Source organism: Dactylosporangium sp. NPDC000244 (assembly GCF_040300725.1).
Classification (GTDB): domain Bacteria; phylum Actinomycetota; class Actinomycetes; order Mycobacteriales; family Micromonosporaceae; genus Dactylosporangium.
The window spans coordinates 201876-225918 of sequence record NZ_JBEPEH010000010.1 but is presented as its reverse complement, the minus strand read 5'-3'; the positions used below and the strand labels follow the sequence as shown (position 1 = coordinate 225918).

The window sequence follows — 24043 nt, the reverse complement described above, 5'->3', positions numbered from 1 at the left end:
AGAAAGGTCGGTGCATGACCACGACTCCGCAAGAGCGATCGGCGTTCCGGGACCCCAAACCAGCCGCCGAGCGGATCTTGCAGCTGGCCAACCGTATCCTTCTGGGGGACATTCTTCTTCCTAGGTTTCAGCGAAATTTCGTCTGGAGTAGGAAGCAGATGCGCGACCTACTGGACTCCATAGCCCTGAATTACCCAATCGGGAGCGTTCTTCTTTGGCAGTCGCGCGAGAGGTTGGCGAGCGAGCGGAGTATCGCCGACCTTGAAGTTCAGCCAGCAAGACCCGATTATCCCGTCAACTACCTGCTTGACGGACAGCAGCGCTTGTCCACCGTATGTGGAGCTCTATTCTGGACGCCGGGCGATCCAACCAGCGTCTGGAACATTGCGTACGACTTGCAGAACCGATCGTTTGTACACCTGGATACGATCGACGGCCATCCTGCGTATCAGATACCCGTTCGCAAGCTTTCCAATCCGTCAACCTTCTTTAGCAGTCTTGTTGCCCTGGAGGATGAAGCCTTAAAACAACGAGCGCACAAGCTTTTCGACAGATTCGCCGACTACCTTCTTCCCGTGGTTACGCTCGGCGACATGTCGGTCAAAGATGTCGCTCCGGTCTTCGAGCGCATCAACAGCACAGGCACTCCTCTGACCATCGTCGACCTAATGCGTGCGGCCACCTGGTCGCCCTCCTTTGATCTGGTGGATGCCATCAATGAGGTAATCACGCAACTGACACCAAAGAACTTTCATCGAATCGATCGGAAAACCGTCCTCCGTACTATTGCGGCAGCCGCCGAAATCGGCTTCTCGTCAGAATCCATGGATGCGCTCCGCGGCAAGTCTGAGGCCGAGCTGCACGCAGCCGTCGCCGCTGCGTCGGAGGGCTCGAAGCTCGCGGCGGACTTCCTGGCGACGCAGATCGGCGTGCCAGGATCAAACGCATTGCCATATGTAAATCAATTTGCCGTCTTGGCGGAAATTTTCCGTCAGATGCCGTACCCGAACACCGGGCAACTGACGGAAATTCGACGATGGTTCTGGAGCACCACACTGGCGACGTATTTTGGGGGATGGAACACCGGCCAGATGGCTAGCGATCTTGAATCAATCACCGCTTTCGCCTCTGGAAGACAGGATGGAATCGGTACACCGACCGTAACTCCAACCGCCGGCATCTGGACAAGCAAGGACTTCCGAGCGAACAGCGCAACAGCAAAGATGGCGGCACTAATGTTCGCACATGAACAACCAATCGATCTCATAAATGGATCGAGGATCGACGTCGGAAAGTCGCTCGCCTGGGGGAACGACAAGGAGGTTCATCACTTCTTTCCCCGAGGCTTCCTGGCCCACAAAGGCTACACCGGAGCGAAGGCAAGGAAAATTAACGCCATTGCCAACATGGTCTTCCTGACGTCATGGAGCAATATCCAGATCAGGGACACCCCTCCGTCGGTCTACTTGCGTAGAATCATCCAAGACGTCGGTGAAGACGTTCTCCTCGCCCGCTTGACGACATGCCTCATTTCACCTGAGGCGTACCAGGCCGCTCTGGCGGATGACTACGAGGCGTTCCTGAAGGCCCGATCGGCCACGCTTCATGAACGGGCCCTCCAGCTCATTGGAGGCGCGTCGATCAACATCGCCTCGGAGGCGCAGACCGCGGCCCTGGATGACGACTCTGACGACACCCTTGACTAGCGAGCTCGTCTTCTGTTTCGGTGTGACAAGTTTCGGCGACACCGCACCGGGAGCGGGCTCGGAACCTGTGCCGAGTGAGCTCGACGGAGTGGCGCTGTCGCCCCGAGCCGGGCACAACGCCGCCCGACCGCACATGTTCGTCTAGCCGAGCTGGCGACTGCTGTACTCCGCAGCTGTATGGGACCTAAAGGTCGGAGCCGGCGCCTGTGGCGCCGGCTCCGACCTGGGGAACTTGTGGCGAGCCGAGCGCCCCGCCCGCGTGACGACGGCCTGCCGGTGAGCTGGTCTCGTGCCCGGGCTTGACCGTTGGAAAGCGAGCGTTCGCTCTACTATCAGGAACATGCCCCGCGTCTCCGAAGCGCACCTCGCCGCACGCCGCGAGCAGATCCTCGACGCCGCCACGCGCTGCTTCCTGCGCAACGGCTTCCACCAGACCTCGATGCAGGACGTGATCAAGGAGGCCGGGCTCTCGGTCGGGGCGTTCTACCGGTACTTCAACAGTAAAGCCGAGCTCATCCACGCCATCGCCGAGGAGAAGGTCGGCAGCATCCTCGGCACCCTGGAGCAGCTGCTCGCCCAGGACCCGCCCCCGGCCCTGCCCGAGGCCTTCGCCGAGCTCATCGGCCAGGTCGACCGCAACCTCGGCGGCGGCGGGCCGGTGCGCATCGCGGTGCAGGTGTGGGGCGAGGCCGCCTACGACCCCGCGTTCGCCGAACTCGTCGGCGGGATCTACGGCCGCATCCGGGCGAGCGCGACGGCGCTGGTCACGCGGCAGCGCGACGCCGGGCTGCTCGACCCCGGTGCCGACCCGGGCGCGGTGGCCGCGGTCGTCATGGGGTTGGTGCAGGGGTACGTGATTCAGCACGTCCTGGCCGGAAGCGTGGACAATGCCACATATCTGAACGGGATCCGGTCATTGATCGGCGGTTATGGTGCTCGGGACGCCCACGAGGCGGACTGATCACCATGGAAGGCGTGACATGACCAACCTCTCCCGGCGCGGGGTCCTCGCGGCCGCCGCGGCCGCGGCGGCGGCCCCGTTCGTCGCCGGCTCGGCCGCCGAGGCGCACCCGAGCGGCCCGAAGACCTGGGACCTGACCCTGCTGGGCACCTCCGACACTCATGGCAACGTCTACAACTGGGACTACTACCGCGACGCGGAGTACGACGACAGCGCCCACAACGACGTCGGACTGGCCAAGGCCGCGACGGTCGTGAACACCATCCGGGCCGAGCGCCGCGGCAAGGCGACCCTCGTGCTCGACGCCGGCGACACCATCCAGGGCACGCCGCTGGCCACGTACTACGCCAAGCAGGAGCCGATCACCACCACCCACGAGCGGCACCCGATGGCGCGGGCGATGAACGTCATCCGCTACGACGCCGTGACGCTGGGCAACCACGAGTTCAACTACGGGCTGCCGCTGCTGGACCTGTGGATTCGCCAGCTCGGGTTCCCGGCCCTGGCCGCGAACGCGGTGAACGCCAAGACCGGGCGACCGGCCTTTACGCCGTACGTCATCAAAAAGGTCGACCTCGGCCAGGGCGCGCCCAACCTGCGCGTCGGCATCCTCGGCCTGACCAACCCCGGCGTGGCCATCTGGGACCGGGCCAACGTCGAGGGGAAGCTGCGCTTCGACGACATGGTCGCGACCGCGGCGAAGTACGTGCCGGAGATGCGCCGCCGCGGCGCCGACATCGTGCTCATCAGCGCGCACGGCGGCGACAGCGGCACCAGCAGCTACGGCCCCGAGCTGCCCAACGAGAACCCGTCGGCGCTCATCGCCGCGCAGGTGCCGGGCATCGACGCGATCCTGTTCGGCCACGCGCACAACGAGGTGCCGCAGCGCTTCGTGACCAACACGGCGACGGGCGCGCAGGTGCTGCTGTCCGAGCCGTCGAAGTGGGGCCAGCGGGTCACCCGGATGGACTTCACGCTCAGCCGCGACCGGGGCCGCTGGCAGATCACCACCAAGGCGGCCTCGACCATCAACACCAACGCGTACGCGGCCGACCCGGTCGTCCTCGCCGCGGTGAAGGCCCAGCACAACACGACCGTCGCCTACGTCAACCAGGTCGTCGCGACCTCGACGCAGGAGCTCTCGGCGGCCGAGTCGCGCTACAAGGACACGGCGATCCTCGACTACATCAACAAGGTGCAGACCGACACCGTGGCCGCGGCCATGGCCGGCGGGCAGTACGCGTCGCTGCCGGTGCTGTCGATCGCCGCGCCCTTCTCCCGCACCGCGCTGTTCCCGGCCGGGCAGGTGAAGATCAAGGACGTCGCGGGGCTCTACATCTACGACAACACGCTCGAGGCCGTCGTGCTCACCGGCGCCGAGGTGCGGGCCTACCTCGAGTACTCGGCGAAGTACTTCGTGACGCTCGCCCCGGGCGCCCCGGTGGACCCGGCCACGATCAGCGACCCGGCGGTGCCGGACTACAACTACGACACGCTCTCGGGCGTGGAGTACGACATCGACATCTCCAAGCCGGTCGGCCAGCGCATCACCCGGCTCGTGCACCCCGGCACCGGCGCCCCGGTCGGCGACGCCGAGCAGTTCGTCGTCGCGGTGAACAACTACCGGCGCTCCGGGGGCGGGAACTTCCCCGGGATCGTCAAGACGCAGGTGTACAACGCGCAGCAGGAGATCCGCCAGCTGCTCATCGACTGGGCCCAGGCCAAGGGCTCCATCGACCCCGCGGACTTCTTCGTCGCCAACTGGAAGCTCGTGCGCGAGGGAACCCCCGTGTTCTAGCCGGGCGGCGTGATCCGGTGCGCCTTAGGGTGGTCTCCATGCAGGAGAGGATTCTGGGGCGCACCGGTGTCCCCGTGGGTGTCGTCGGACTCGGCGCGTGGCAGCTCGGCGCCGACTGGGGCCAGGTCGACGAGGACGACGCGCTCGCGACCCTGACCGCCGCGCACGAGGCGGGCGTGACGTTCATCGACACCGCGGACGTGTACGGCGACGGGCGCAGCGAGCGCCTCGTCGGGCAGTTCGTGCGCTCGCTGCCGCAGGACCGGACGGTCACCGTGGCGACCAAGATGGGGCGGCGGGTGCCCCAGGAGGCGCCCAACTACAACCTCGACAACTTCCGCGCCTGGAACGACCGCTCGCGGCAGAACCTCGGCGTCGACACCCTCGACCTGGTGCAGCTGCACTGCCCGCCGACCGAGGTCTACCACACCGGCGCCGTGTTCGACGGGCTGGACGAGATGGTCGCCGAAGGGCGCATGAAGGCGTACGGCGTGAGCGTCGAGACGACCGCCGAGGCCCTCGCCGCGATCGCCCGGCCCAACGTGGCCAGCGTCCAGATCATCTTCAACCTGCTGCGGCTCAAGCCGCTCGACGAGGTCCTGCCGGCGGCCGAGAAGGCCGGGGTCGGCATCATCGCCCGGGTGCCGCTGGCCAGCGGGCTGCTCTCCGGCCGGTACGACGAGCAGACCACCTTCGGAGCCGACGACCACCGGACGTACAACCGCCATGGCGAGGCCTTCGACCAGGGCGAGACCTTCTCGGGCGTCGACTTCGGCACCGGTCTGCGGGCCGTGCGCCGCCTGGCCGAGCTCAAGCCCGAGGGCGCCACCATGACCCAGTTCGCGCTGCGCTGGATCATCGACCACCCCGCCGTCTCCGTGGTCATCCCCGGCGCCCGCAACGGCGAGCAGGCCCGCGGCAACGCCGGGGCCGCCGCGCTCCCGCCGCTGCCGGCGCAGACCCACGACGCGGTCGCCCGCGTGTACGACGACCTCGTGCGTGAGTCGGTGCACGGCCGGTGGTAGGCGTCGGGGACACCGTCGGGGTGGAGGAGGAGTTCCACGTCGTCAACGGCGAGACCGGCGACCTCGAGCCGGCCGCCCGCCGGGTCCTGCGCGGCGCCGACGCCGAGCCGGAGCTGCACCGGTCGATGGTCGAGACCGCCAGCGCCGTGCACACCGGCCTGAGCGCGCTGCGGGCCGACCTGGCCGAGAAGCGGCGCTCGCTCGTGGATGCGTCCGGCCGGCACGGGCTGGCCATCGTCTCCGCCGGCACCGTGCCGAGCTCCGGGAGCACGCCCAGCCGGGTGTACCCGGACGAGCGCTACGAGCGCATGGCCCAGGAGTACATGCAGCTCGTCGACGAGCAGCAGGTGGCCGCGTGCCAGGTGCAGGTCGGGGTGCCGGACCGCGACCAGGCCGTGCGGATCACCCGGCGCATCCGGGAGTGGCTGCCGACCCTACTGGCGCTCAGCGTCTCCTCGCCGTACTTCGCCGGCCAGGACACCGGCTACGCCAGCTACCGCACGATCGTCACCTCGCGCTGGCCCACCGTCGGGCCGCCGCCGGACCTGGACTCGGCGGCGCAGTACGAGCGGGTCGTCGCCACCCTCGTGGAGAGTGGCGTGATCAGCGACGCCGGGATGGTGTACTTCGACGCCCGCCCGTCGGCCCGCTACCCGACCGTCGAGGTGCGCGTCGCCGACTCCTGCCCCGACCTCGACGACGTGGTGCTGCTGGCCGCGCTCGCCCGGGCCCTGGTCACCGTCGCCGCCGAGGAGGACGACGCCGGCCGGCCGCTGCCGGAGGCGCCGCAGGTGCTGCTGCGCGCGGCCACCTGGCGCGCGGCCCGTTCCGGCCTCGGCGGGCACCTCGTCGACCCGACGACCCGCTCCGCGGTCCCGGCCGGGGTCCGCATCGACGCGCTCCTGCAGCACGTGCGCCCGGCGCTGGAGGCCCGCGACGAGTGGGACACCGCGCTGGAGCTCCTGGCCGCCCTCCGTTCCCGCGGGACCTCCGCCCACCGGCAGCGCCAGGCCGGGTCGCACCGGGAGGTGGTGCTCGCCCTCGCCGCCGAGACCGCGAAGGGGTGACTACCCTCGGGGCATGACGCACAGGGGTCTGCTGGTCGACTGGGGCGGCGTGCTCACCACCGACGTGTTCGCGTCGTTCGACGCGTTCTGCGCGCGGGAGGGGCTGGCGCCCGGGACCGTTCGGGAGCTGTTCCGCACCGATCCCCGGGCGCGGGAGCTGCTCGCCGGGCTCGAGGACGGCACACTGCCCGAGGCCGGGTTCGAGGCCGGGTTCGCCGCGCTGCTCGGGCCGGGCGTCGCCGCCGAGGGGCTCATTCCGCGGCTCATGGGCGAGGCCGGGGACGACGTGGCGATGCTCGACTTCGTGCGGGCCGCCCACGACGCCGGCATCCGCACCGGGCTCATCTCGAACTCGTGGGGGCTGGACCGGTACGACCGCGTCCTGCTCGCCGAGCTCTTCGACGGCGTCGTGATCTCCGCCGAGGTCGGGCTGCGCAAGCCCGCGCCGGAGATCTACGCGCTCGGGGCCGAGGCGGTCGGGCTGGACCCGGCCGAGTGCGTCTACGTCGACGACCTGCCCGGCAATCTCAAGCCCGCCCGCGCGCTGGGCATGACCACGCTGCACCACCGGGCCGCGGCGGCGACCATCGAGGCCCTGCGCCCGCTGCTGGGCCTGCCGGCATGAGACGCCGGACGCTGCTGGGCCTGGCCGCGGCCGGCCCGGCGGCGCTCGCCCTGCCCGGGCTGGCCGGCTGCGACGACGACGGGGCCGAGGCCACAGGGAACCTGCGCATCGCCACGGGCAGCCCGGGCGCCGTCTACTACCGCTACGGCACGGCGATCGCCGAGCTGTGCAAGCGGTACCTGCCCAACGTGCACGCGAGCGTGCTGACCACGGCGGCGTCGCAGTACAACGTGCAGAGCGTGCTCGACGGCACCGCCGACGTGGCGTTCACCCAGGCCGACATCGCCGCCGGCAACGAGCAGAGCCACCCGAAGCAGCTGTGCGCCCTGGCCCGCCTCTACGACGACCACATCCACGTCGTCGTCGCGGCCGGCAGCCGGATCCGGCGCCTGCAGGACCTCGCGGGCCGCAAGGTCTCGATCGGCGCCGAGGGCTCCGGCACCGCGATCACCGCCGCCCGCGTGCTGGAGGTCTCGCACGTCACCGTCGACGCCCAGCCGCTCGGCCTCGACGACTCGGTGAAGGCGCTGCAGGCGGGCACCATCGACGCGTTCTTCTTCTCCGGCGGCCTGCCGGTCGCGGCCATCGCCGACCTGGCCCGCGCGTTCCCGATCGCGCTGCTGCCGCTGGAGGAGTCGGTGCAGCTGCTGCGTGGGGAGTACGGCGACTACTACGCCGAGCGGGTGGTGCCGGCCTCGACGTACACGGGCATCACGGCTACCGTGGCCATCGGCATCGCCAACTACCTCGTGGTGCGCCTGTCGATGAGCGAGCCGCTGGCGTACGGCGTGACCCGCCTGCTCTTCGAGGGCCGCGACGAGCTCGCGAAGGCCCACCAGGCGGCCGCGCGGCTGAACATCCGCTCCGCCATCTCGACCCCGCCGCTGCTGCTGCACCCGGGCGCGATCCGCTACTACCGCGACCAGAAGGCCTAGCGCCGGTCACAGCGTGGCGGGGAACCAGACCCGGGCGTGCAGGCCTGACGGTTCGTTGGGCAGCAGGTCGAAGCGGCCGCCGGAGGCGTCGACGAGCACGGCGACGATCGGCAGGCCCAGGCCGCTGCCGTCGACGTTCTGGGCGTCCGGGGCGCGCCAGAAGCGCTCGGTCGCCATCTCGCGCTGCTCCTCGGTCAGGCCCGGGCCGTTGTCGATCACGTGGAGGGCCACGCCGTGGTCGTCGGCGTTTGGGCGTACCGTCACCGTCGTCCCGGGCCCCGAGAACTTCACCGCGTTGTCGATGAGCGCGTCCAGGGCCTGGTCGATCGCGGTGCGCACGGCGCGGGCCCGCAGCGGCCGGGCCGGGCGCACGTACCGCAGCGTGATGTCCTTCTTCGCGGCCACCGGCTGCCAGGCCAGCACCCGGGCCCAGGCGGTCTCGCCCGCGTCGAAGTCGGCGAGGTCGTACTTGCCCCGCTCGGCCCGGGCCAGGGCGAGCAGGCTGTCGAGGACCTCGCCGAAGCGCTCGGCCTCCTCCAGCGCGAGCCGGTGGCCCTCGATCGTCTGCGGGTCGGTGAGGTCGGCGCCGAGGTCCTCGACGCGCAGGCGCAGCGCCGTCAGCGGGTTGCGCAGCTGGTGGCTCGCGTGCGAGACGAACGCGCGCTGCCGCTCCAGGGAGTCGGCGACGGTCGCCGCCATCTCGTTGAAGGCGCTGCCGAGGCGGCGCAGCTCCGGCGGGCCGTCGGCGGCCGGGACGCGCACCGCGTAGTCGCCGGCCCCGAGCTCGTGCGCGGCCGCGTCGAGCTCGGCGACCGGCCGCAGCGTCCAGCGCGCCAGCGACCAGGCCGCGACGATGCCGGCGAAGAGCACCACGAGCCCGCCACCGGCCAGGATGCCCCACGCGCTGCCGACGCCGTTGGCGTTGCTGCGGGTCGGCGAGACGGTCACGACGGCGCCGATCACCTCGCCGCCCCGGCCGACCGGCACCGCGACGACGAGCGGCTGGGTGCGCCAGGGCCAGACCGTGCCGTCCTCGCTCGCCTCCCGGCCCTCCAGCGCGCGGCGGGCCTGGCGCAACACGTTGCCGTCGGCGAGGCGCAGGTCGGGGCGGGAGCCGACGACCTGGTGCGCGTCCTGGTCCACGACCACGGCCGCCACCCCGTAGACGTCGTCGTAGCGGGTCAGCTCGGCGGCCAGCTCCGCGGTGTCGGTGTCGCGCAGGGCGGGCTCGGCGAGCGTGGCGAACCGCGTCGCGTCGGCGAGCCGGTCCGCGACCAGCCGCTGGGTGTCCCGTCCCGCAAGAGAGATCGCCAGCGGTACCTCCAGCGCCGCCAGCACCAGCAGGAGCAGCACGAGGTACACCGCGACCAGTCGGACCCTCATGGCGCGAGGCGGTAGCCGACGCCGCGCACGGTCTGCACGAGCCCGGGCACGTCGAGCTTCGCGCGCAGCGAGCCCACGTGGACGTCGAGGGTGTGCCGCCCGACGAAGCTCGTCTGCCACACGGCGAGGATCAGCCGGTCGTAGGACACCACGACCCCCGGCGTGCGGGCCAGCACCGCGAGGATCTCGAACTCCTTGCGGGTCAGCGACACGTCACGCCCGCCGGCGACCACCCGGCGCGCGGCCACGTCCACGGTGACCGGCCCGGCCGCGAGCACCTCGCTCGGCGGCGGCGCGGCCCGTGCGGCCCGGCGCAGCACCGCCTCGATGCGCGCGTTGAGCTCGGCCATCGAATACGGCTTCACCACGTAGTCGTCGGCGCCCGTCTGCAGCCCGACGACCCGGTCGCGCTCCTCGGCCCGGGCGGTCACGGCGATGATGGCAACGCTCTCGTCCTTGCGGCGCAGCGTTCGGCACACGTCGATGCCGTCGCCGTCGGGCAGGTTGAGATCGAGCAGCACCAGGTCGAAGGGCTCGCCCGCGAACGTATCGAGGGCGGACGTGGCGGTCGGGCAGTGCACCACCTCGTGCCCGCGCCGGCGCAGGGCCGTGGCCAGGGCGGCCGCCACCCGTGCGTCGTCTTCCACCAGCATCACCCGCATCGTGCGCCCATGGTACGGGAGGCTCACCTTCAAGAGTTCGTCAAGGAACCGGGGCGGACCCTCCCGCAGCCGGGCGCCCGTTTGCCACGGTTGTGCGGTGGACATCGTGCCGAGCGGCGAGCGTTACCGGGCCTCGACCGTCGCCGCGTTCGAGGCGGCCGTGCTGGTGCGATGTACTGGGGTGTGTGGAGGTGGAGGCCGTGCCCGGGCGCTGGGGGGCTCCCGGGCACGATCTCTCGACGGCGTGCTGGCGGAATTCAACCGCGGGGCGGCGGCCGAGCGGCTCGCCGAGCTGCTGACCGCCGCGGGGCGTACAGCGAGCGTGCACCGGTACACGGCCGGGAATCGCCACCGGTACGAGATCTTCCGCGTCTTCGGCGACCCCGGAGCCGGGCAGTTCCTGGACCGCGCGTGGGCGCAGGGGTACACCGATCTGTGCGCCGTGCCCACCGAACCACGCTCGACCCGCCAGGTCCGCCACTCCCGCCGCCTGGCCGAGGCCGCCTGGCGCGGCGTGCTCATGGTCTCCGGCCCGGCCCGCAGCGGCTCGCCGGGGCTGCGCGTGGCCGACCTGGACACCGCGACGGTACTGATCCGCGCGGGCCGGATGATGGCGCTGCCGGTGCGCATGTCGACCCGCCCGGGCGGCCAGCTGCTGCTGGTCATGCCCGCCGTAGCCGCCGCCTGACGCCAATCCTCCGCTCCGGGCCACGCGGGCACGAAATAGGCGCTCCTGAAGAGGGCGAGCGCTACTCGTAGTGGTAGCGGCACTGCGCGATCTGCACCACGTCGTCGACGATGCGGTACGCGAGGCGGTGTTCGTGGTCGATGCGGCGACACCAGAAGCCGGCCCGGTTGCCCCGCAGCTGTTCGGGCTTGCCGATGCCCTCGTGGCCGTTGCGCCGGATGTCCTCGATCAGCTGGTTGACCCGGCGGAGCATCTGGCGGTTCTGCTGCCAGCTCAGATAGTCCTCCCAGCCGCGGGAGGCGAACTGGACCTTCACGCGGCCTCCGTGGCGCCGTCCGGGTCGATCAGGTCGTGGACTTCGCCGCCGCCGGTGCGGAGTTCCTCGATGGCCTCGTTCAGCCGGCGGGCGTTCGCGGGACTGGCCATCAGGTAGGCCGTCTCCTTCAACGACTCGTATTCACGCAGCGAGATGATGACCGCGGCCTCGCGACCGGAACGGGTCACCACGACCTCCTCGGCGTCGTCGACGACCTGGTCGAGGACCTTGGCCAGGTTCTGCCGGACCTCCGAGTAGCTGACGGTGCGCATGAGTCCCCCAAGTGCTGACGTACAAGAAATTGTACAACTTTCCCCGAGCGCCAAGGGAAACCGCGGATGCGCCGCGGTCCTGTCGATGCGCGACGCCGGCTCGTCGAGCGAACGGCCCCAGGCTGTAGGCCCCACGCTGCCTAGAGGCGGGTCGCGCTGAAGATCATTGTTGTCATGACCACGCCGCCGGTGGCTGCGTTGGCCAGGACCAGGCGTGGGCTCAGCGACGTGAACGGGTTCTCCTTGTCCACGTAGGTCGCCTTGCGGTTGCCCGTCGAGAACGCGGTCAGCTCGACCCCGCCGTCGCCCGTAGGCTTGCACGTCACCTGCAGCGGCGTCGAGGCGGTGGTCGGCGGGCCGGCGTTCTTGGGCTTGGCGGAGGCGGCCACCTTGGGGTGCTGGTCCCCGGCGTGCTTGTAGATCTCGATCACCCCGTCGGCGGTGACCTCGAAGCTGTACCCGTTGGCGAGGTTCGACCCGTCGTAGCACCCGGCCCCGATGCGGGCCCCGCCGGCCGACTTGCCGATCGCGGCGAACTCGAGGTCGATGTTGAAGCCCGCGCCCGGCACGCTGAGCCGCTGCTCGGGACCGGGGGCCACGCAGCGCACGTTGGGCTGCTCGGCGGTGATCCGCAGCGCGTCCGGCACCTCGATCTTGCAGCCGCCGGCGGGGCCCCAGGCCGCCTTCTGCTGCAGCGCCGCGACGGTGCGGGTGCCCTTGAGCGGCCACGGCCCGACGGACTGCAGCCAGCAGGCGATGACCGGCTTGGCGTGCCAGGCCTTGTCCAGCCCCGGCGGCAGCAGCGGCTTCTCCAGCGTCAGGAAGGACTGCCCGAAGGGGACGCCGAGGTAGTCGCCGTAGGACTGCTCGCACATCGCCCGGGTCGCGATCTGCACCGCCTTCTCGCCGGGGTCGACGGTGAAGGGCAGGTGCCCGACGAAGGTGACCTCGCCGACGTGGGCGGCGTTGCACTGCGCGACGTACCGCAGCTGCGACGACCCGCCGATCCAGTCGAAGCACTCGCCGGCCTTGAGGTCGAACTGCTCCCCGGCGTAGGCGTCGGCCGCGGCGGTGGCCGGCGCGGCCAGGGCCTTGGCGATCCGGTCCCCGTCGGCGTAGTCGGCGACCGGGAGCCCGTCGGCGAAGAGCTGCCGCAGCGACGGGCTGAGCCCGTCGACCGACAGGGTCGTGTCGTGCACCGCCTGCCGGTGCGTGGGGGAGAGCCCGGCGACGACGACCACGCGGCCGTTCTCGGTGCGCAGGAAGTACTCGTAGCCATACCAGTGCCCGGCCCCCACGGCGCCGAGGGGCACCGCGACGGCGAGGGCGAGGGTGGCGTACCCGATGACGGTGCCCCAGGCCCGCCCGACCGACGCGGCGATGATCCCCGCGGCGACCCCGAGCACGCCGCCGAGCAGGGCGATCGCGCCGCCTGCGGACAGTACGAACGCCAAGGGCTCGGCGACGAGGAAGCCCAGAAGGCCGCCGGCCCGGGCCGCGCCGCCGTCGAGGACGTCGGGGTTGCCGCGCACCACGTGCAGCAGGCCGGCCGTCGCCACGACGATGCCGGTGGCCCGGGTCAGCACCCGCTCGCGCAGGAACGCCCAGGTGGCGAGGGCGAGCGTGGCGAGTTCGGCGCCGCGCCACAGCCGCCGGTCGGCCACCGGGACGAGCAGCAGCCGCCAGGGCCACGGTTCGCGGGGCAGGCGGGGGAGGGGCCAGGTGAGCAGGAGCGGCAGGACGGGCAGGGCGTAGGCGGCGTACCCCAGGAAGAACGTCGTCGCCTTGAGCGCCACCGCGTGCAGGGGGACCTGCGGCACCCACAGGAGCGCGGCCAGGACGAGCGCGATCGGCACGGTGATCGCGAGCCGCGCCCAGGACGGACGGCGGGCCTTGGGCCGCTCCAGCGAACGGCTGGGCTGGGTGATGTCGCCGGTGACGAGGTTGCGGCGCGGGCGGCGGTGTGCGCCCCACTCGGCGGCGGCCGCCCCCTGCCAGTCGGTGAGTGCGGCCCGCACCTGGTCGGCGGCGGCCAGCGCGAGCAGCAGCGCGATCACGAGCGTGAGGGCGATCCGCCAGGCGGGCGGCAGCGGGGCGAAGCCGAGCAGCGTGGACAGGCCCAGTGCCGCCCCGGTCGCGAGGACCAGTAGGGCGACCGCGGGGAGAGCGGCTTGGGCCCGCCGACCGGCCTCGGACATGGCTGGGAGCATGGCACCAGCCGTCACATCGTCGCAACCGGCCTAAAGCTGGCTTAAAACTCCGGCGTCACGATGGCGTCACATCTGCGTGTGCCCGGCCGCGCAGGCGTCGATGACCGGCTTGAACGCGGCGACCTCGGCATCGGTGATCTTGAGTTCGGTGTAGAGCGGCGGGCCGTCGTCGAGGCTGACCCAGGCCGGGAACACGTACGGCTTCTTGATCTCGGCGAGCGCGTGCGGGGTGCAGCGCTCCCCGTCGACGATGATCGGGATCTTCAGCTCGTCCGTGCCGGGCGGGAGCACGCCGTAGGGCTTCGGGGTCGCCTCCCGCAGCGGGACGGGCATGACCTCGAGCAGGATGCTGCCGACGAACTCCCGCAGCGTGATCGTGCCCTTGAAGCCGGTGCGCCGGACCACCACGGTGCCGTCGACCCAGCCGCTGGGCAGGTGGGTCCAGGGGCCGAAGGTGAACGTCGCCTGGCGGTCGAGGTACGCCTGCTGGCAGTCGATCGCGAGGAACTTGTCGAGCATCGGGTTCGGATCGGCCAGCGGGAACCGCACGTCGCGGGCCGGGCCGTTCTCCGTGCGCACGCGCAGGGCCACGAACGAGGGGGCGGCGCGCGGCTTGAGGTCGTCGCCGGTGCAGACGCCCTTGCCGTACGACACCGGCACGTCGACCTGCAGGCCGCCCGGCGGCAGCCAGGCGTCGGCCCTGACCTGCTCGGTGCCGGTGAACGACGGCGACTGCAGCTCGACCCGCTCGACGATCAGCTTGTCGGCGCCGTCGTTGTGCATCGAGATCTGCACGGTGTGCCGCACCTCGTCGACGCGCCCCTGGGTGAGCTCGACCCGAAGCGGGAGCGCCGGATCTTCGGCCGCCGGGGCCGGTCGCGGCGCGTGCCCGGCCAGCGCCGCCCCGCCCAGCGAGACGAGCACCAGCAGCGCGACGACGAGCAGGCGCCTCATGGACGCCTATGTTGGCACAACCCACTGCAGGAGCGCACGGGCCGCGTCGAGGACAAGATCCCGGTCGTACGTCAGCGCGTACGTGAACCGCCGCTGCTCCTCGGGGCCGGTGTCGGCCAGGTCCCGGGCCACGAGGGCGCCCGCGAAGTGCGGCCCGACCACGATGACGTTCCACTCGCCGCGCAGCGGGTCGTCGCTGGCCAGCGCGATCCCGCGAACCCCGTCCACCGGCGCGCTCGGCAGCTCCGTGCCCAGCACCGTGACCAGGGACGCGTCGCGGGCCAGGGCACGGTACCGGCGGGCGGTCGCGGGCGTGAAGTGCCGCGCCTCCTGGAACGAGGCCAGCAGCATCGGCGGCTCGGCGGGGTCGTGGGCCCGCGCCTCCAGGTAGTGGCTCAGCGGCAGCAGCATCCGCTTCGTCGCCTCGGCGGTGGGCCGGCGGGCGGCGACGAGCTCGTACGGGGTGCGGCCGCTGGGAGAGGCGGGCGCGACGACGAACGGGACGGTGGCCGAGCCGGGGCGGGTGCGCACGTCGGCCGGGAGCGGGCCGGGCCGGTCGAAGAGCCAGCCCTGCCCGAGCGTGGCCCCCATGCCGAGCGCGGCGTCGAGGTGCTCGCGGGTCTCCACCCCCTCGGCCAGCAGCGCGGCGCCCGCGCGCTCGGCGTAGGCGACGACGGCGTTGACCACCCGGGCGGCGTCGCCGCCGGCGGGCCGCTGGGTCAGGTGCCGGTCGAGCTTGACCACGTCGGGGTGCACGAACGGCATCACCGACAGCGACGCCGGCTGCGCGCCCACGTCGTCCAGGGCCACGCCCCAGCCCGCCCCGCGGCACGCCTCGGCCGCGGTGAGCAGCGCCGACGGGTCGTGGCCGATGGCCCGTTCGGTCATCTCGACCACCACCCGCAGCCGCAGCTGGGCGTCGAGGATCGTCGGGGCCAGGTCGGGCGGGCACGGCACCCCGAACGCGGCCGGCTCGGCGTTGACGAAGAGCGTGAGCCCGAAGGGCAGGCCGGCGTCGAGGGCGGTCCGGTAGGCCGTGGCCCGGCACACCCAGTCGAGCTCGGCGAGGCGCCCGCGCCCGGCCGCCGCCTCGAACAGCGGCAGCGGCTCCTCCCACGGGGTGCCGGCCGGGCCCCGGGTCAGTGCCTCGTAGCCGACGACCTCATGCCTGCGGTGGTTCCAGGAGTCGAGACGCACAATGGGCTGGAAGACAGTGGTGACCGCGCGGGCGTCGATGACGTCGTCGACCGTGCGGATGATGGTGGTGCGGCCCTCCATGTCCGCAGATTCGGCTGGTCCTGCCCTCAGCTGAGGGTTTCGCACCTGCACGGTAGGTTGTGCCCCAATGGGAAGCTGGCGGGAGATCATCGACGGGATCGCCGAGAACGGGGAGTTCGGCGCGGCCCGCCTGGTGCGCGACCCCCGGCGCAAGGGCGGCTGGACGCTCCTCGTGGAGGAGGTGCAGCAGTCGTACGTCGATGTGCGCGACCCGACCCACCTGTACTTCGAGTACACCCGCCGCCTCGGCTCGGTCGTCGACGCCGCGTTCCCGGAGGGCGAGCCGATCCGCGTGCTGCACCTCGGGGGCGGGGCGTTCACGATGCCGCGGTACGTCGCGGCGACCCGCCCGGGCTCCCCGCAGCTCGTGATCGAGCGCGACCGCCGCCTGGCCGCGTTCGTCCAGCGCATCCTGCCCCTGCCCGAGGACGCCTCGATCGACCTGCTCTTCGGCGACGCCCGCGCGACCGTCGCCGGCCTGGAGCCCGGCGCCTGGGACCTGATCATCGGCGACGTGTACGACGCCGCCCAGATGCCCGAGAGCGTCTCCGACGTCGGCTTCGCGGCCTCGGTGGCGCGCCTGCTCGCCCCCGGCGGCGTGTACGCCCTCAACGTCGCCGACCTCGCGCCGCTCAACTTCTCCCGGGGCCAGGCCGCGACCCTGCGCACCGCCTTTGCCGACGTGTGCCTGATCGTGCGGCCGGAGCTGCTGCGGGGGCGCCGCTTCGGCAACGTGGTCTTCGCGGCGGCGCTGGAGGCGGACCGGTTGCCGGTGCAGCGGCTGGCGGCGATCGCGGGCCACGATCGGCAGCCGGCCCAGGTCGTGACGGGTGCGAGCCTGGACCTGCTGACCGAGGGCGCCGAGCCGGTCCAGCTCGACTAGACGCCCCACTTTGGCTCGCGTTGCCGATCGCAGGTGGCCGATCGGGACAAGCCTTGCCGTTGCCCGATATTTACCCTGTCGGGCGAAATATCTGACATGTGCCGATGCGTGTTAAGGTCGCGGTGGGAGGCGGTCGAGGTGCGTCCTGAGTGCTCGTTCAAGGCCGCGGGGATCGACGGAACCCGTATCGACCCGCGCGCGCCGTGGTAGTTACGCCGGCCATATGGTGTCCGGCGTCACGTTCTCGTGGGGCTTGTGTGCCGGTTTGGTGCCCCGGGTGGGATTCGAACCCACACTGTCGGAGGTTTGAGCTCCGTTCCTCTGCCGATTGGGATACCGGGACGAGTACGCCGCACTAGGGTACCCACTACTCTGATCGCGACGGTAACCGCCGTCGGACGCGTCGGATCGGATCGGGAGAGGCTTGTGGCCGAGGCACAGAGCCGTCGGGTGCTCATCGCGGAAGACGAGGCGCTCATCCGCCTCGACCTGCGCGAGATGCTCGTGGAGGAGGGCTACGACGTCGTCGGCGAGGCCGGCGACGGCGAGACGGCTGTCCGGCTCGCCGAGGAGCTCAAGCCCGACCTGGTGATCCTGGACATCAAGATGCCCATCATGGACGGGCTGGCGGCGGCCGAGAAGATCGCCGGCGGGCGAATCGCGCCGGTCGTCATCCTCACGGCGTTCAGCCAGCGGGACCTCGTGGAGCGGGCGCGCGCGGCGGGCGCGATGGCCTACCTGGTGAAGCCGTTCCAGAAGAGCGACCTGGTGCCGGCGGTGGAGATCGCCGTGTCGCGGTACGCGGAGCTGGCGGTGCTCGAGTCCGAGGTGGCGACGCTCACCGAGCGGCTCGAGACGCGCAAGGTCGTCGAGCGCGCCAAGGGCCAGCTCATGGCGACGTACGGCATGAACGAGCCGCAGGCCTTCAAATGGATCCAGCGCACCGCGATGGATCACCGCATGACGATGCGGGAAGTGGCCGATCGCATCATTGCCGAGACCGCCGGCGGAAACAGCACCGTAACCGCGGAGTCCTGACCTTTTACCTGCGCACGGCATGTTTTGTGGCAGCTTGCTCGACATCGAATAACGGCTTGGTAACGGCGCGCAAATGCCTTGTACCCCGGGCTATGATCCGCCAGTCCCGAGGGTCGGGATGCACCGTGAGTCACCGTTATTCGAGGAGCACCATTGCGTAGAGCCGTGATCATGCTCACGGCCTTCCTGGCCTGCGTGATGCTCTCCTTCGGCGTCGGCGCTACGAGCGCCTGGGCCGAGGGAGAGGCGTTGCAGGGAACGCTGAAGAACGGCGACGCACCCGTCGCCGGGGTCAAGATCAGTGCGTTCACCCAGGACGGCGCGTCCGTCGGCGTAGCAACCTCAGACGCTCAGGGCAAATGGACCATCGCCGTCCCGGGCCCCGGCACGTACCGGGTCGACCTCGACGTGTCCACGCTCCCGTCCGGTCTGACCCTGACCAACAACCGCCCGAGCCTGACGCCGGCCGTGGCCGACGGGCAGGCACGCAACGTGCTCTTCCCGCTCGGCGGGGCGGCCGGTGCCGCCGGCCAGAACAACCCGGGTGCGCCCAAGGCGCCGTCGAGCTTCGACCGCTACGCGGACCTGCTCTACACCGGCATCCACTTCGCGCTCATCATCGCGCTGGCCGCGCTCGGCGTCTCGCTGATCTTCGGTACCACCGGCCTGACCAACTTCGCCCACGGCGAGCTGGTCACCTTCGGCGCGCTGATGACCTTCCTGTTCAACGTGACCATCGGGCTGCCGCTGGTCCTGTCGGGCCTCATCGCGGTCGTGATCGGCGCGGTGGGCGGCTATACCCAGGACCGGGTGTTCTGGGGCTGGCTGCGCCGGCGCCGCACCAACATGGTGACCACGATGATCATCTCGATCGGTCTGTCCCTCGCCCTGCGGTACATCTTCCTGTACTTCTTCGGCGGCGAGGCCAAGTCCTTCGGGCAGTACAACGGCCAGCCGGGCCACCAGTACGGGCCGTTCACCATCGCGCCGAAGAACCTCGTCTGCGACGTGATCGCCATCCTGGCCATCGTGGGCGTGTCCTGGGCGCTGCTCGGCACCCGGCTGGGCAAGGCGACCCGCGCGGTCGCCGACAACCCGGCCCTCGCCGCGGCCTCCGGCATCAACGTCGACCGCATCATCCGGCTGGTCTGGACGCTCGGCGGCGGCCTGGCCGCGCTGTCCGGCGTGCTGCTGGGGACCTACCAGAACGTCGGCTACCAGATGGGCTTCCAGATCCTGCTGCTGGTCTTCGCGGCCGTCACGCTCGGCGGCTTCGGCACGGCCTGGGGCGCCCTGGTGGGCAGTCTCGTGATCGGCCTGTTCGTGCAGCTGTCGACGCTGGTGATCCCGTCCGAGCTCAAGACCGTCGGCGCGCTCGCCGTACTGATCGTGATCCTGCTCTTCCGGCCGCAGGGCATCCTCGGCCGCCGGACCCGGATCGGCTGAGGGGGACACGATGAACTGGCACTCCATCTTCAGCGTCTCGCTGGAAGCGATCATCGGGTCCACCACTATTGCTTACGCGCTCGCGGCCGTCGGCCTCAACGTCCACTTCGGATACACTGGCCTGCTCAACTTCGGGCAGTCGGCGTTCCTGGGCGTCGGGGCCTACGGCATCGCGATCACGGTCTCCACGTTCGGCCTGCCGTTCTTCCTCGGCGTCGCGATCGGCCTGGCCGCCGCGATCATCCTGGCGCTGCTGCTCGGTATCCCGACCCTGCGGCTGCGCGCGGACTACCTGGCCATCGTCACGATCGCCGCGGCCGAGATCATCCGGCTCATCTACCGGGCCACCGGCCTGCGCAAGTGGACCGGCGCCTCGGACGGCCTGCAGAACTTCTCGCAGGAGTTCTACGACCTGAGCCCGTTCCAGGGCAGCAAGGGCGTCAACATCGCCGACCTCATCACGTTCACCGACCGTGAGCTGTGGGTGCTGGTCGTCGGCTGGAGCCTCGTGCTGCTGGCCTGCCTGGTCGTCTGGCTGCTGATGAAGAGCCCGTGGGGCCGCGTGCTCAAGGCCATCCGCGAGGACGAGGACGCGGTGCGCAGCCTCGGCAAGAACGTCTTCTCCTACAAGATGCAGTCGCTGGTCCTCGGCGGTGTCATCGGCGCGCTCGGCGGCTTCGTCTTCGCCCTCGACCGGGCCGCGGTGCAGCCGGACACGTACGGCACGGAGTTCACGTTCTTCGCGTACACGATCGTCATCCTCGGCGGCGCGGCGCGGGTCTTCGGCCCCGTCGTCGGCGCGTCGATCTTCTGGGTGCTGCTCGTCTTCATCGACTCGACGCTGTCCGAGGCGATCAACCACAAGGACATCCCGTCGTGGCTGATCAGCACCAACCAGGCCGGCTCGGTGCGGTACATCCTGGTCGGCATCGGCCTGATCCTGCTGCTGATCTACCGGCCGCAGGGCATCTTCGGCGACAAGAGGGAGGTCATGCTCGATGTCCGCTGAGCCCCTGCAGGCGACCGGCACCGCCAAGGAGCGGGCGACGGCGGCCCTGGCCGACGTCGCGTGCGAGCCGGGTGTGCCCAAGCCCGACCCGATCCTCGTCGCCGACGGCGTCGTGCGCCGCTTCGGCGGCCTCACCGCCGTCGACGTCAAGCACGCCGAGGTGCAGCGCGGCTCGATCACCGCGCTCATCGGGCCCAACGGCGCCGGCAAGACGACGTTCTTCAACCTGCTCACCGGCTTCGACGTGCCGGACGAGGGGTCCTGGACCTTCAATGGCAAGAGCCTTTCCGGGGTACCGGCACACAAGGTCGCCCGCTCCGGCATGGTCCGCACCTTCCAGCTGACCAAGGCGCTGTCCAAGCTCACCGTCATGGACAACATGCGGCTGGGCGCCACCGGGCAGAAGGGCGAGGGCTTCTGGCGCGCCCTGATCCCGGGCATCTGGAAGCAGCAGGAGGAGGAGATCACCGCCCGCGCGGAGGATCTGCTCACCCGCTTCAAGCTCATCGCCAAGAAGGACGACTTCGCCGGCAGCCTCTCGGGCGGCCAGCGCAAGCTGCTGGAGATGGCCCGGGCCCTCATGGTGCAGCCCGACATGGTCATGCTCGACGAGCCGATGGCCGGCGTGAACCCGGCCCTGACGCAGTCGCTGCTCGGCCACGTCAAGCAGCTGCGCGAGGACGGCATGACGGTGCTGTTCGTCGAGCACGACATGGACATGGTCCACGACATCAGCGACTGGATCATCGTCATGGGGCAGGGCGGCGTGATCGCCGAGGGCACCCCGGACAAGGTCATGGCCGACCCGCGGGTGATCGACGCCTACCTGGGCGCCCACCACGACGGCGCGGTCAAGACCGTCGGCGGCGAGGAGGTCGACGCCGGCGAGCTCGCCGAGGGCGGCGACGTGGCCCTGATCCCGGCCGTCGACGAGCTCGAGCAGGAGCAGTCGCGGGCCGACGGCTCCGACGGAAAGGACCGACCGTGACCGTCTCTCCCGAACTGCCCGACGAGACCGAGCTGCCCGACGAGACCGAGGCGCCGGCCAGCAACGAGATCGTCGACCGCTCCGAGCACCTGGAGAAGGCCGAGGGCGCGATCCTGCGGGCGGACGACGTCGTCGCCGGATACCTGCCCGGCGTCAACATCCTCAACGGCGCCGACCTCTACGTGCACGACGGCGAGCTCGTGGGCATCATCGGCCCGAACGGCGCCGGCAAGTCCACGCTGCTCAAGGCGATGTTCGGGCTGGTGAACATCCGCTCCGGCGCGGTCACGCTCCGCGGGGAGAACATCACCAACTTCAAGGCGCACGCGCTGGTCGAGCGGGGCATCGGCTTCGTGCCGCAGACGAACAACGTCTTCGCGGCGCTGACCATCGAGGAGAACCTGCAGATGGGCACGTTCCTGCGCCCCAAGCGGTTCAAAGAGCGCTTCGACTTCGTCACCCAGCTCTTCCCGACCCTGGCCGAGCGGCGCAAGCAGCGGGCCGGCCTCATGTCGGGCGGCGAGCGGCAGATGGTGGCGATGGCCCGGGCGCTCATGATGGAGCCCAGCGTGCTGCTGCTGGACGAGCCGTCGGCCGGTCTGTCGCCGGCGCTGCAGGACGAGGTGTTCTTCCGGACCAAGCAGATCAACTCGACCGGCGTGACGGTCGTGATGGTCGAGCAGAACGCGCGGCGGTGCCTGCAGATCTGCGACCGTGGCTACGTGCTCGACCAGGGCCGCAACGCCTACACCGCGTCGGGACAGGGACTGATCAACGACCCGCGGGTCATCGAGCTGTACCTCGGGACGCTCGCCCGGGCCTGAACCGCCGTTTTCGCACCGCGGAAATCCCGCGCCTCCCACGGGGGCGCGGGATTTTTTCGGCTCCGCATCCGGTTCTGCATCCGGCTCGCTTTCGTTCCCGATTTCACGACGTTTTTACCGGCGCCCGCTTGCGTAATGCGATATTTACGATGACGTTGGTAGTCCGGTTATTGTTCCGCCCGCGGAACGGCGATTTCCGAGGTCATATCGGGGCCGTCGGGTCCGGCGTTCCGTTCTTGGCCCCCCAGACCTGGCTAGGGCGGTCCCCCTCGGCCGAAGGCCCTCCGGGGACCGCCCTTTTGTCTGGCGGGAGCGACGGTCTGTGACTGACACGGCCCGAGCCATAGGCTTTTGCGGCTTTTCGCTCGTTTATCGGGAACTGTGCGCGGACGTACGAAAAGGCCCCCGCCGCTCGCGCGACGGGGGCCTTCGGGGCCGTCAGGCTCAGATCTTGCCGGCCTGGTACTTCACGTCCGGGAGGAGCTTGTTGTCCGGGCCGTAGGTGTAGACACCGATGGTGGCCTCGGCCGGGTCGCCGGCGTCGTTGAAGGAGATCGGGCCGGAGAGGCCGTCGTAGTCGATGTCCTTCTTGGCCTTGATCAGGTCCACGCACTGCTTGTACGTGGTGCACTTCTCGCCGCCCTTGGAGACGGTGATGAGGTGCTTGGCGATCTCGGCCGGGTTGTCGCTGCCGGCCTCCTCGGCGGCCAGGGCCGCGAGGATGGTCGCGTCGTAGGACTCAACGGCGTAGTTGAAGTCCTTCAGGTCCTTGTTCGCGGCGAGCAGGCGCTGCTTGAAGTCGGCCTTGGTCTCGGCGCCGGGCTGGGTGCCCTTGTAGCCGGTCAGCGTGCCGGCCGGGAAGTCCTTCGAGTAGTCGGCGATGTTGCCGTCCACGAAGTACCACTTCTTGCTCTTCAGGCCCTGCTCGACCAGCTTGGGGACGATCTTCTTGGTCTCGTCGAAGCCGATGATCGCGATCGCGTCCGGGTTGGCCGCCTTGATCTGGCCGACCTCACCGCTGAAGTCCGCGGCCTTCGGGTCGTAGGTCACCGACGCGACGACCTTGCCGCCGCCGCTCTCGATCTGCTTCTTGGCGTTCTCGGCGAGGCCGGTGCCGTAGGAGTCGTTGAGGACCAGCATGCCGACGTTCGCGTTGCCGTCCTGGAGGATCAGGTCGCCGAGCACGCGGCCCTGGAGGGTGTCCGGGGGGGCGGTGCGGAAGTAGAGGCCGTGGTCGTTGTAGGTGGTGAACGCCGTCGAGGTGTTCGCCGGCGAGATCTCCACGACCCCGGCGCCCGTGATCTTGTCGATGACGGACAGCGAGACGGAGGACGAGGCGGCGCCGATGATGACGTCGGTCTTGTCCGTGAGCAGCTTGTTCACCGACTGGGTGGCGATGTCCGTGGAGGTGTCGCCCGAGTCCATGTGGGTGATCTGCACCGGCTTGCCGAGCACGCCGCCGTTGTCGTTGATCTCCTTGATGGCCACGTCGACGCCGGCGAACTCCGGCGGGCCGAGGAAGGCCAGAGAGCCGGTCTGCGGCAGGATCGTGCCGATCTTGAGCACGCCGTCACCGGCCGCAGCGGCGCCGCCGCTGGTGGCGCCCGTCGAGGGGCTATCGGCCTTGTTGTCGCCACACGCGCTGAGCGCCAGGCAGGCGGCGCTCAGCACGGCGACGGAACGCCATCCGAGATTGGGGCGGATCATCACCTGTCTCCTTTTTACCAGCGCGGTAGGCGTGGTTGCGCCTAGATGCCAAGACGCTGATGAGGGCTCAACCTAATGACAGTGCCCGCGCGGCACTAGGCCTTTGGCCCAACACGCCCAAGGAAGTTGCGCAGTCGTAATCTTCCTGTTCGCAACCGCAAGGCGAATCGCTTTGTCCGAGGTTTTCGTTCCGGCCTTCCGGCAAGGCTTCCCGGCAAGTGCCGCCCGCCGGGTGAATCGGACATTCTGCGCGAAGCGCCCCGAGGGG

Annotated in this window: 22 protein-coding genes and 1 tRNA gene; 14 read left to right on the top strand and 9 right to left on the bottom strand. The window is 70.3% G+C overall.

What is annotated here, in order from left to right; all coding sequences use genetic code 11:
* The first annotated feature begins 14 nt into the window (after window positions 1-14).
* The 7 genes from ABT369_RS16605 to ABT369_RS16575 all read left to right on the top strand — a co-directional run bounded on the left by ABT369_RS16605 (window position 15) and on the right by ABT369_RS16575 (window position 8117).
* Window positions 15-1706: a GmrSD restriction endonuclease domain-containing protein gene (locus tag ABT369_RS16605; protein ID WP_350612752.1), complete on the top strand. Its 1692-nt coding sequence runs from the start codon at window positions 15-17 to the stop codon at window positions 1704-1706.
* A gap of 340 nt (window positions 1707-2046) precedes the next feature.
* Window positions 2047-2667, top strand: coding sequence for a TetR/AcrR family transcriptional regulator (locus ABT369_RS16600; protein ID WP_350612751.1), 621 nt, complete (start codon window positions 2047-2049; stop codon window positions 2665-2667).
* 19 nt (window positions 2668-2686) lie between these two features.
* A complete protein-coding gene (locus ABT369_RS16595) occupies window positions 2687-4465 on the top strand; it encodes a bifunctional metallophosphatase/5'-nucleotidase (RefSeq protein ID WP_350612750.1) in 1779 nt (592 codons plus the stop codon).
* A 38-nt stretch (window positions 4466-4503) separates the two neighbouring features.
* Window positions 4504-5490 (top strand): aldo/keto reductase, encoded by a 987-nt coding sequence (locus tag ABT369_RS16590; protein ID WP_350612749.1) that lies wholly within the window; start codon window positions 4504-4506, stop codon window positions 5488-5490.
* On the top strand, window positions 5484-6557 hold the full coding sequence (locus ABT369_RS16585) for a carboxylate-amine ligase (RefSeq protein WP_350612748.1): 1074 nt from the start codon (window positions 5484-5486) through the stop codon (window positions 6555-6557). The genes ABT369_RS16590 and ABT369_RS16585 overlap by 7 nt, the downstream gene beginning before the upstream one ends.
* A 13-nt stretch (window positions 6558-6570) precedes the next feature.
* The gene (locus ABT369_RS16580; protein WP_350612747.1) at window positions 6571-7182 is read left to right on the top strand and encodes an HAD family hydrolase; all 612 of its coding nucleotides are present in this window, start codon (window positions 6571-6573) and stop codon (window positions 7180-7182) included.
* Window positions 7179-8117 (top strand): TAXI family TRAP transporter solute-binding subunit, encoded by a 939-nt coding sequence (locus ABT369_RS16575; RefSeq protein ID WP_350612746.1) that lies wholly within the window; start codon window positions 7179-7181, stop codon window positions 8115-8117. Before ABT369_RS16580 ends, ABT369_RS16575 begins: the two co-directional genes overlap by 4 nt.
* A gap of 6 nt (window positions 8118-8123) precedes the next feature.
* Here the strand turns inward: ABT369_RS16575 and ABT369_RS16570 are convergent, their stop codons facing one another.
* Both ABT369_RS16570 and ABT369_RS16565 read right to left on the bottom strand, forming a co-directional pair.
* On the bottom strand, window positions 8124-9500 hold the full coding sequence (locus tag ABT369_RS16570) for a HAMP domain-containing sensor histidine kinase (protein WP_350612745.1): 1377 nt from the start codon (window positions 9498-9500) through the stop codon (window positions 8124-8126).
* Window positions 9497-10162, bottom strand: a complete 666-nt coding sequence (locus ABT369_RS16565; protein ID WP_350612744.1) for a response regulator transcription factor — start codon at window positions 10160-10162, stop codon at window positions 9497-9499. The genes ABT369_RS16570 and ABT369_RS16565 overlap by 4 nt, the downstream gene beginning before the upstream one ends.
* Before the next feature lie 97 nt (window positions 10163-10259).
* Here ABT369_RS16565 and ABT369_RS16560 point away from each other — a divergent pair, with 97 nt between their 5' ends.
* Entirely contained in the window at window positions 10260-10850 is a 591-nt protein-coding gene (locus ABT369_RS16560) for a hypothetical protein (RefSeq protein WP_350612743.1), read from the top strand.
* A 61-nt stretch (window positions 10851-10911) separates the two neighbouring features.
* On the opposite strand, the gene ABT369_RS16555 is transcribed toward ABT369_RS16560, so the two are convergent.
* From ABT369_RS16555 to ABT369_RS16535, 5 genes are all read right to left on the bottom strand, one after another.
* Window positions 10912-11166, bottom strand: a complete 255-nt coding sequence (locus tag ABT369_RS16555; protein WP_350612741.1) for a Txe/YoeB family addiction module toxin — start codon at window positions 11164-11166, stop codon at window positions 10912-10914.
* Window positions 11163-11438: a type II toxin-antitoxin system Phd/YefM family antitoxin gene (locus ABT369_RS16550; RefSeq protein ID WP_350612739.1), complete on the bottom strand. Its 276-nt coding sequence runs from the start codon at window positions 11436-11438 to the stop codon at window positions 11163-11165. The genes ABT369_RS16555 and ABT369_RS16550 overlap by 4 nt, the downstream gene beginning before the upstream one ends.
* 140 nt (window positions 11439-11578) lie before the next feature.
* Window positions 11579-13636, bottom strand: coding sequence for a hypothetical protein (locus tag ABT369_RS16545; protein ID WP_350612738.1), 2058 nt, complete (start codon window positions 13634-13636; stop codon window positions 11579-11581).
* A gap of 78 nt (window positions 13637-13714) precedes the next feature.
* Window positions 13715-14602, bottom strand: coding sequence for a hypothetical protein (locus tag ABT369_RS16540; protein WP_350612737.1), 888 nt, complete (start codon window positions 14600-14602; stop codon window positions 13715-13717).
* Between the two features lie 6 nt (window positions 14603-14608).
* Window positions 14609-15880: a sensor domain-containing phosphodiesterase gene (locus ABT369_RS16535; protein ID WP_350612736.1), complete on the bottom strand. Its 1272-nt coding sequence runs from the start codon at window positions 15878-15880 to the stop codon at window positions 14609-14611.
* A gap of 67 nt (window positions 15881-15947) precedes the next feature.
* On the opposite strand from ABT369_RS16535, the gene ABT369_RS16530 reads away from it, so the two are divergent.
* The gene (locus tag ABT369_RS16530; RefSeq protein WP_350612735.1) at window positions 15948-16763 is read left to right on the top strand and encodes a spermidine synthase; all 816 of its coding nucleotides are present in this window, start codon (window positions 15948-15950) and stop codon (window positions 16761-16763) included.
* A gap of 266 nt (window positions 16764-17029) precedes the next feature.
* Here ABT369_RS16530 and ABT369_RS16525 read toward each other — a convergent pair.
* A tRNA-Leu gene (locus tag ABT369_RS16525) sits at window positions 17030-17106 on the bottom strand.
* Between the two features lie 83 nt (window positions 17107-17189).
* On the opposite strand from ABT369_RS16525, the gene ABT369_RS16520 reads away from it, so the two are divergent.
* The 5 genes from ABT369_RS16520 (at window position 17190) to ABT369_RS16500 (ending at window position 22068) form a co-directional block, all read left to right on the top strand.
* A complete protein-coding gene (locus ABT369_RS16520) occupies window positions 17190-17801 on the top strand; it encodes an ANTAR domain-containing response regulator (protein ID WP_350612734.1) in 612 nt (203 codons plus the stop codon).
* A gap of 153 nt (window positions 17802-17954) precedes the next feature.
* Window positions 17955-19247, top strand: a complete 1293-nt coding sequence (locus ABT369_RS16515) for a branched-chain amino acid ABC transporter permease (RefSeq protein ID WP_350612733.1) — start codon at window positions 17955-17957, stop codon at window positions 19245-19247.
* Window positions 19248-19257: 10 nt separating this feature from the next.
* Entirely contained in the window at window positions 19258-20256 is a 999-nt protein-coding gene (locus ABT369_RS16510) for a branched-chain amino acid ABC transporter permease (RefSeq protein WP_350612731.1), read from the top strand.
* Complete coding sequence (locus tag ABT369_RS16505; RefSeq protein WP_350612729.1) at window positions 20246-21244, top strand: ABC transporter ATP-binding protein; 999 nt, start codon at window positions 20246-20248, stop codon at window positions 21242-21244. The genes ABT369_RS16510 and ABT369_RS16505 overlap by 11 nt, the downstream gene beginning before the upstream one ends.
* Window positions 21241-22068, top strand: a complete 828-nt coding sequence (locus ABT369_RS16500; RefSeq protein WP_350612728.1) for an ABC transporter ATP-binding protein — start codon at window positions 21241-21243, stop codon at window positions 22066-22068. The genes ABT369_RS16505 and ABT369_RS16500 overlap by 4 nt, the downstream gene beginning before the upstream one ends.
* Window positions 22069-22512: 444 nt before the next feature.
* On the opposite strand, the gene ABT369_RS16495 is transcribed toward ABT369_RS16500, so the two are convergent.
* A complete protein-coding gene (locus ABT369_RS16495) occupies window positions 22513-23775 on the bottom strand; it encodes an ABC transporter substrate-binding protein (RefSeq protein ID WP_350612727.1) in 1263 nt (420 codons plus the stop codon).
* Window positions 23776-24043: the final 268 nt, after the last annotated feature.

Coding starts and splice junctions, on each gene's coding strand:
- ABT369_RS16605 (WP_350612752.1), top strand. CDS start 15: ATGACCACGACTCCGCAAGAGCGATCGGCGTTCCGGGACCCCAAACCA.
- ABT369_RS16550 (WP_350612739.1), bottom strand. CDS start 11,438: ATGCGCACCGTCAGCTACTCGGAGGTCCGGCAGAACCTGGCCAAGGTC.
- ABT369_RS16495 (WP_350612727.1), bottom strand. CDS start 23,775: ATGATCCGCCCCAATCTCGGATGGCGTTCCGTCGCCGTGCTGAGCGCC.
- ABT369_RS16505 (WP_350612729.1), top strand. CDS start 20,246: ATGTCCGCTGAGCCCCTGCAGGCGACCGGCACCGCCAAGGAGCGGGCG.
- ABT369_RS16580 (WP_350612747.1), top strand. CDS start 6,571: ATGACGCACAGGGGTCTGCTGGTCGACTGGGGCGGCGTGCTCACCACC.
- ABT369_RS16540 (WP_350612737.1), bottom strand. CDS start 14,602: ATGAGGCGCCTGCTCGTCGTCGCGCTGCTGGTGCTCGTCTCGCTGGGC.
- ABT369_RS16570 (WP_350612745.1), bottom strand. CDS start 9,500: ATGAGGGTCCGACTGGTCGCGGTGTACCTCGTGCTGCTCCTGCTGGTG.
- ABT369_RS16565 (WP_350612744.1), bottom strand. CDS start 10,162: ATGCGGGTGATGCTGGTGGAAGACGACGCACGGGTGGCGGCCGCCCTG.
- ABT369_RS16595 (WP_350612750.1), top strand. CDS start 2,687: ATGACCAACCTCTCCCGGCGCGGGGTCCTCGCGGCCGCCGCGGCCGCG.
- ABT369_RS16575 (WP_350612746.1), top strand. CDS start 7,179: ATGAGACGCCGGACGCTGCTGGGCCTGGCCGCGGCCGGCCCGGCGGCG.
- ABT369_RS16600 (WP_350612751.1), top strand. CDS start 2,047: ATGCCCCGCGTCTCCGAAGCGCACCTCGCCGCACGCCGCGAGCAGATC.
- ABT369_RS16545 (WP_350612738.1), bottom strand. CDS start 13,636: ATGTCCGAGGCCGGTCGGCGGGCCCAAGCCGCTCTCCCCGCGGTCGCC.
- ABT369_RS16530 (WP_350612735.1), top strand. CDS start 15,948: ATGGGAAGCTGGCGGGAGATCATCGACGGGATCGCCGAGAACGGGGAG.
- ABT369_RS16510 (WP_350612731.1), top strand. CDS start 19,258: ATGAACTGGCACTCCATCTTCAGCGTCTCGCTGGAAGCGATCATCGGG.
- ABT369_RS16590 (WP_350612749.1), top strand. CDS start 4,504: ATGCAGGAGAGGATTCTGGGGCGCACCGGTGTCCCCGTGGGTGTCGTC.
- ABT369_RS16535 (WP_350612736.1), bottom strand. CDS start 15,880: ATGGAGGGCCGCACCACCATCATCCGCACGGTCGACGACGTCATCGAC.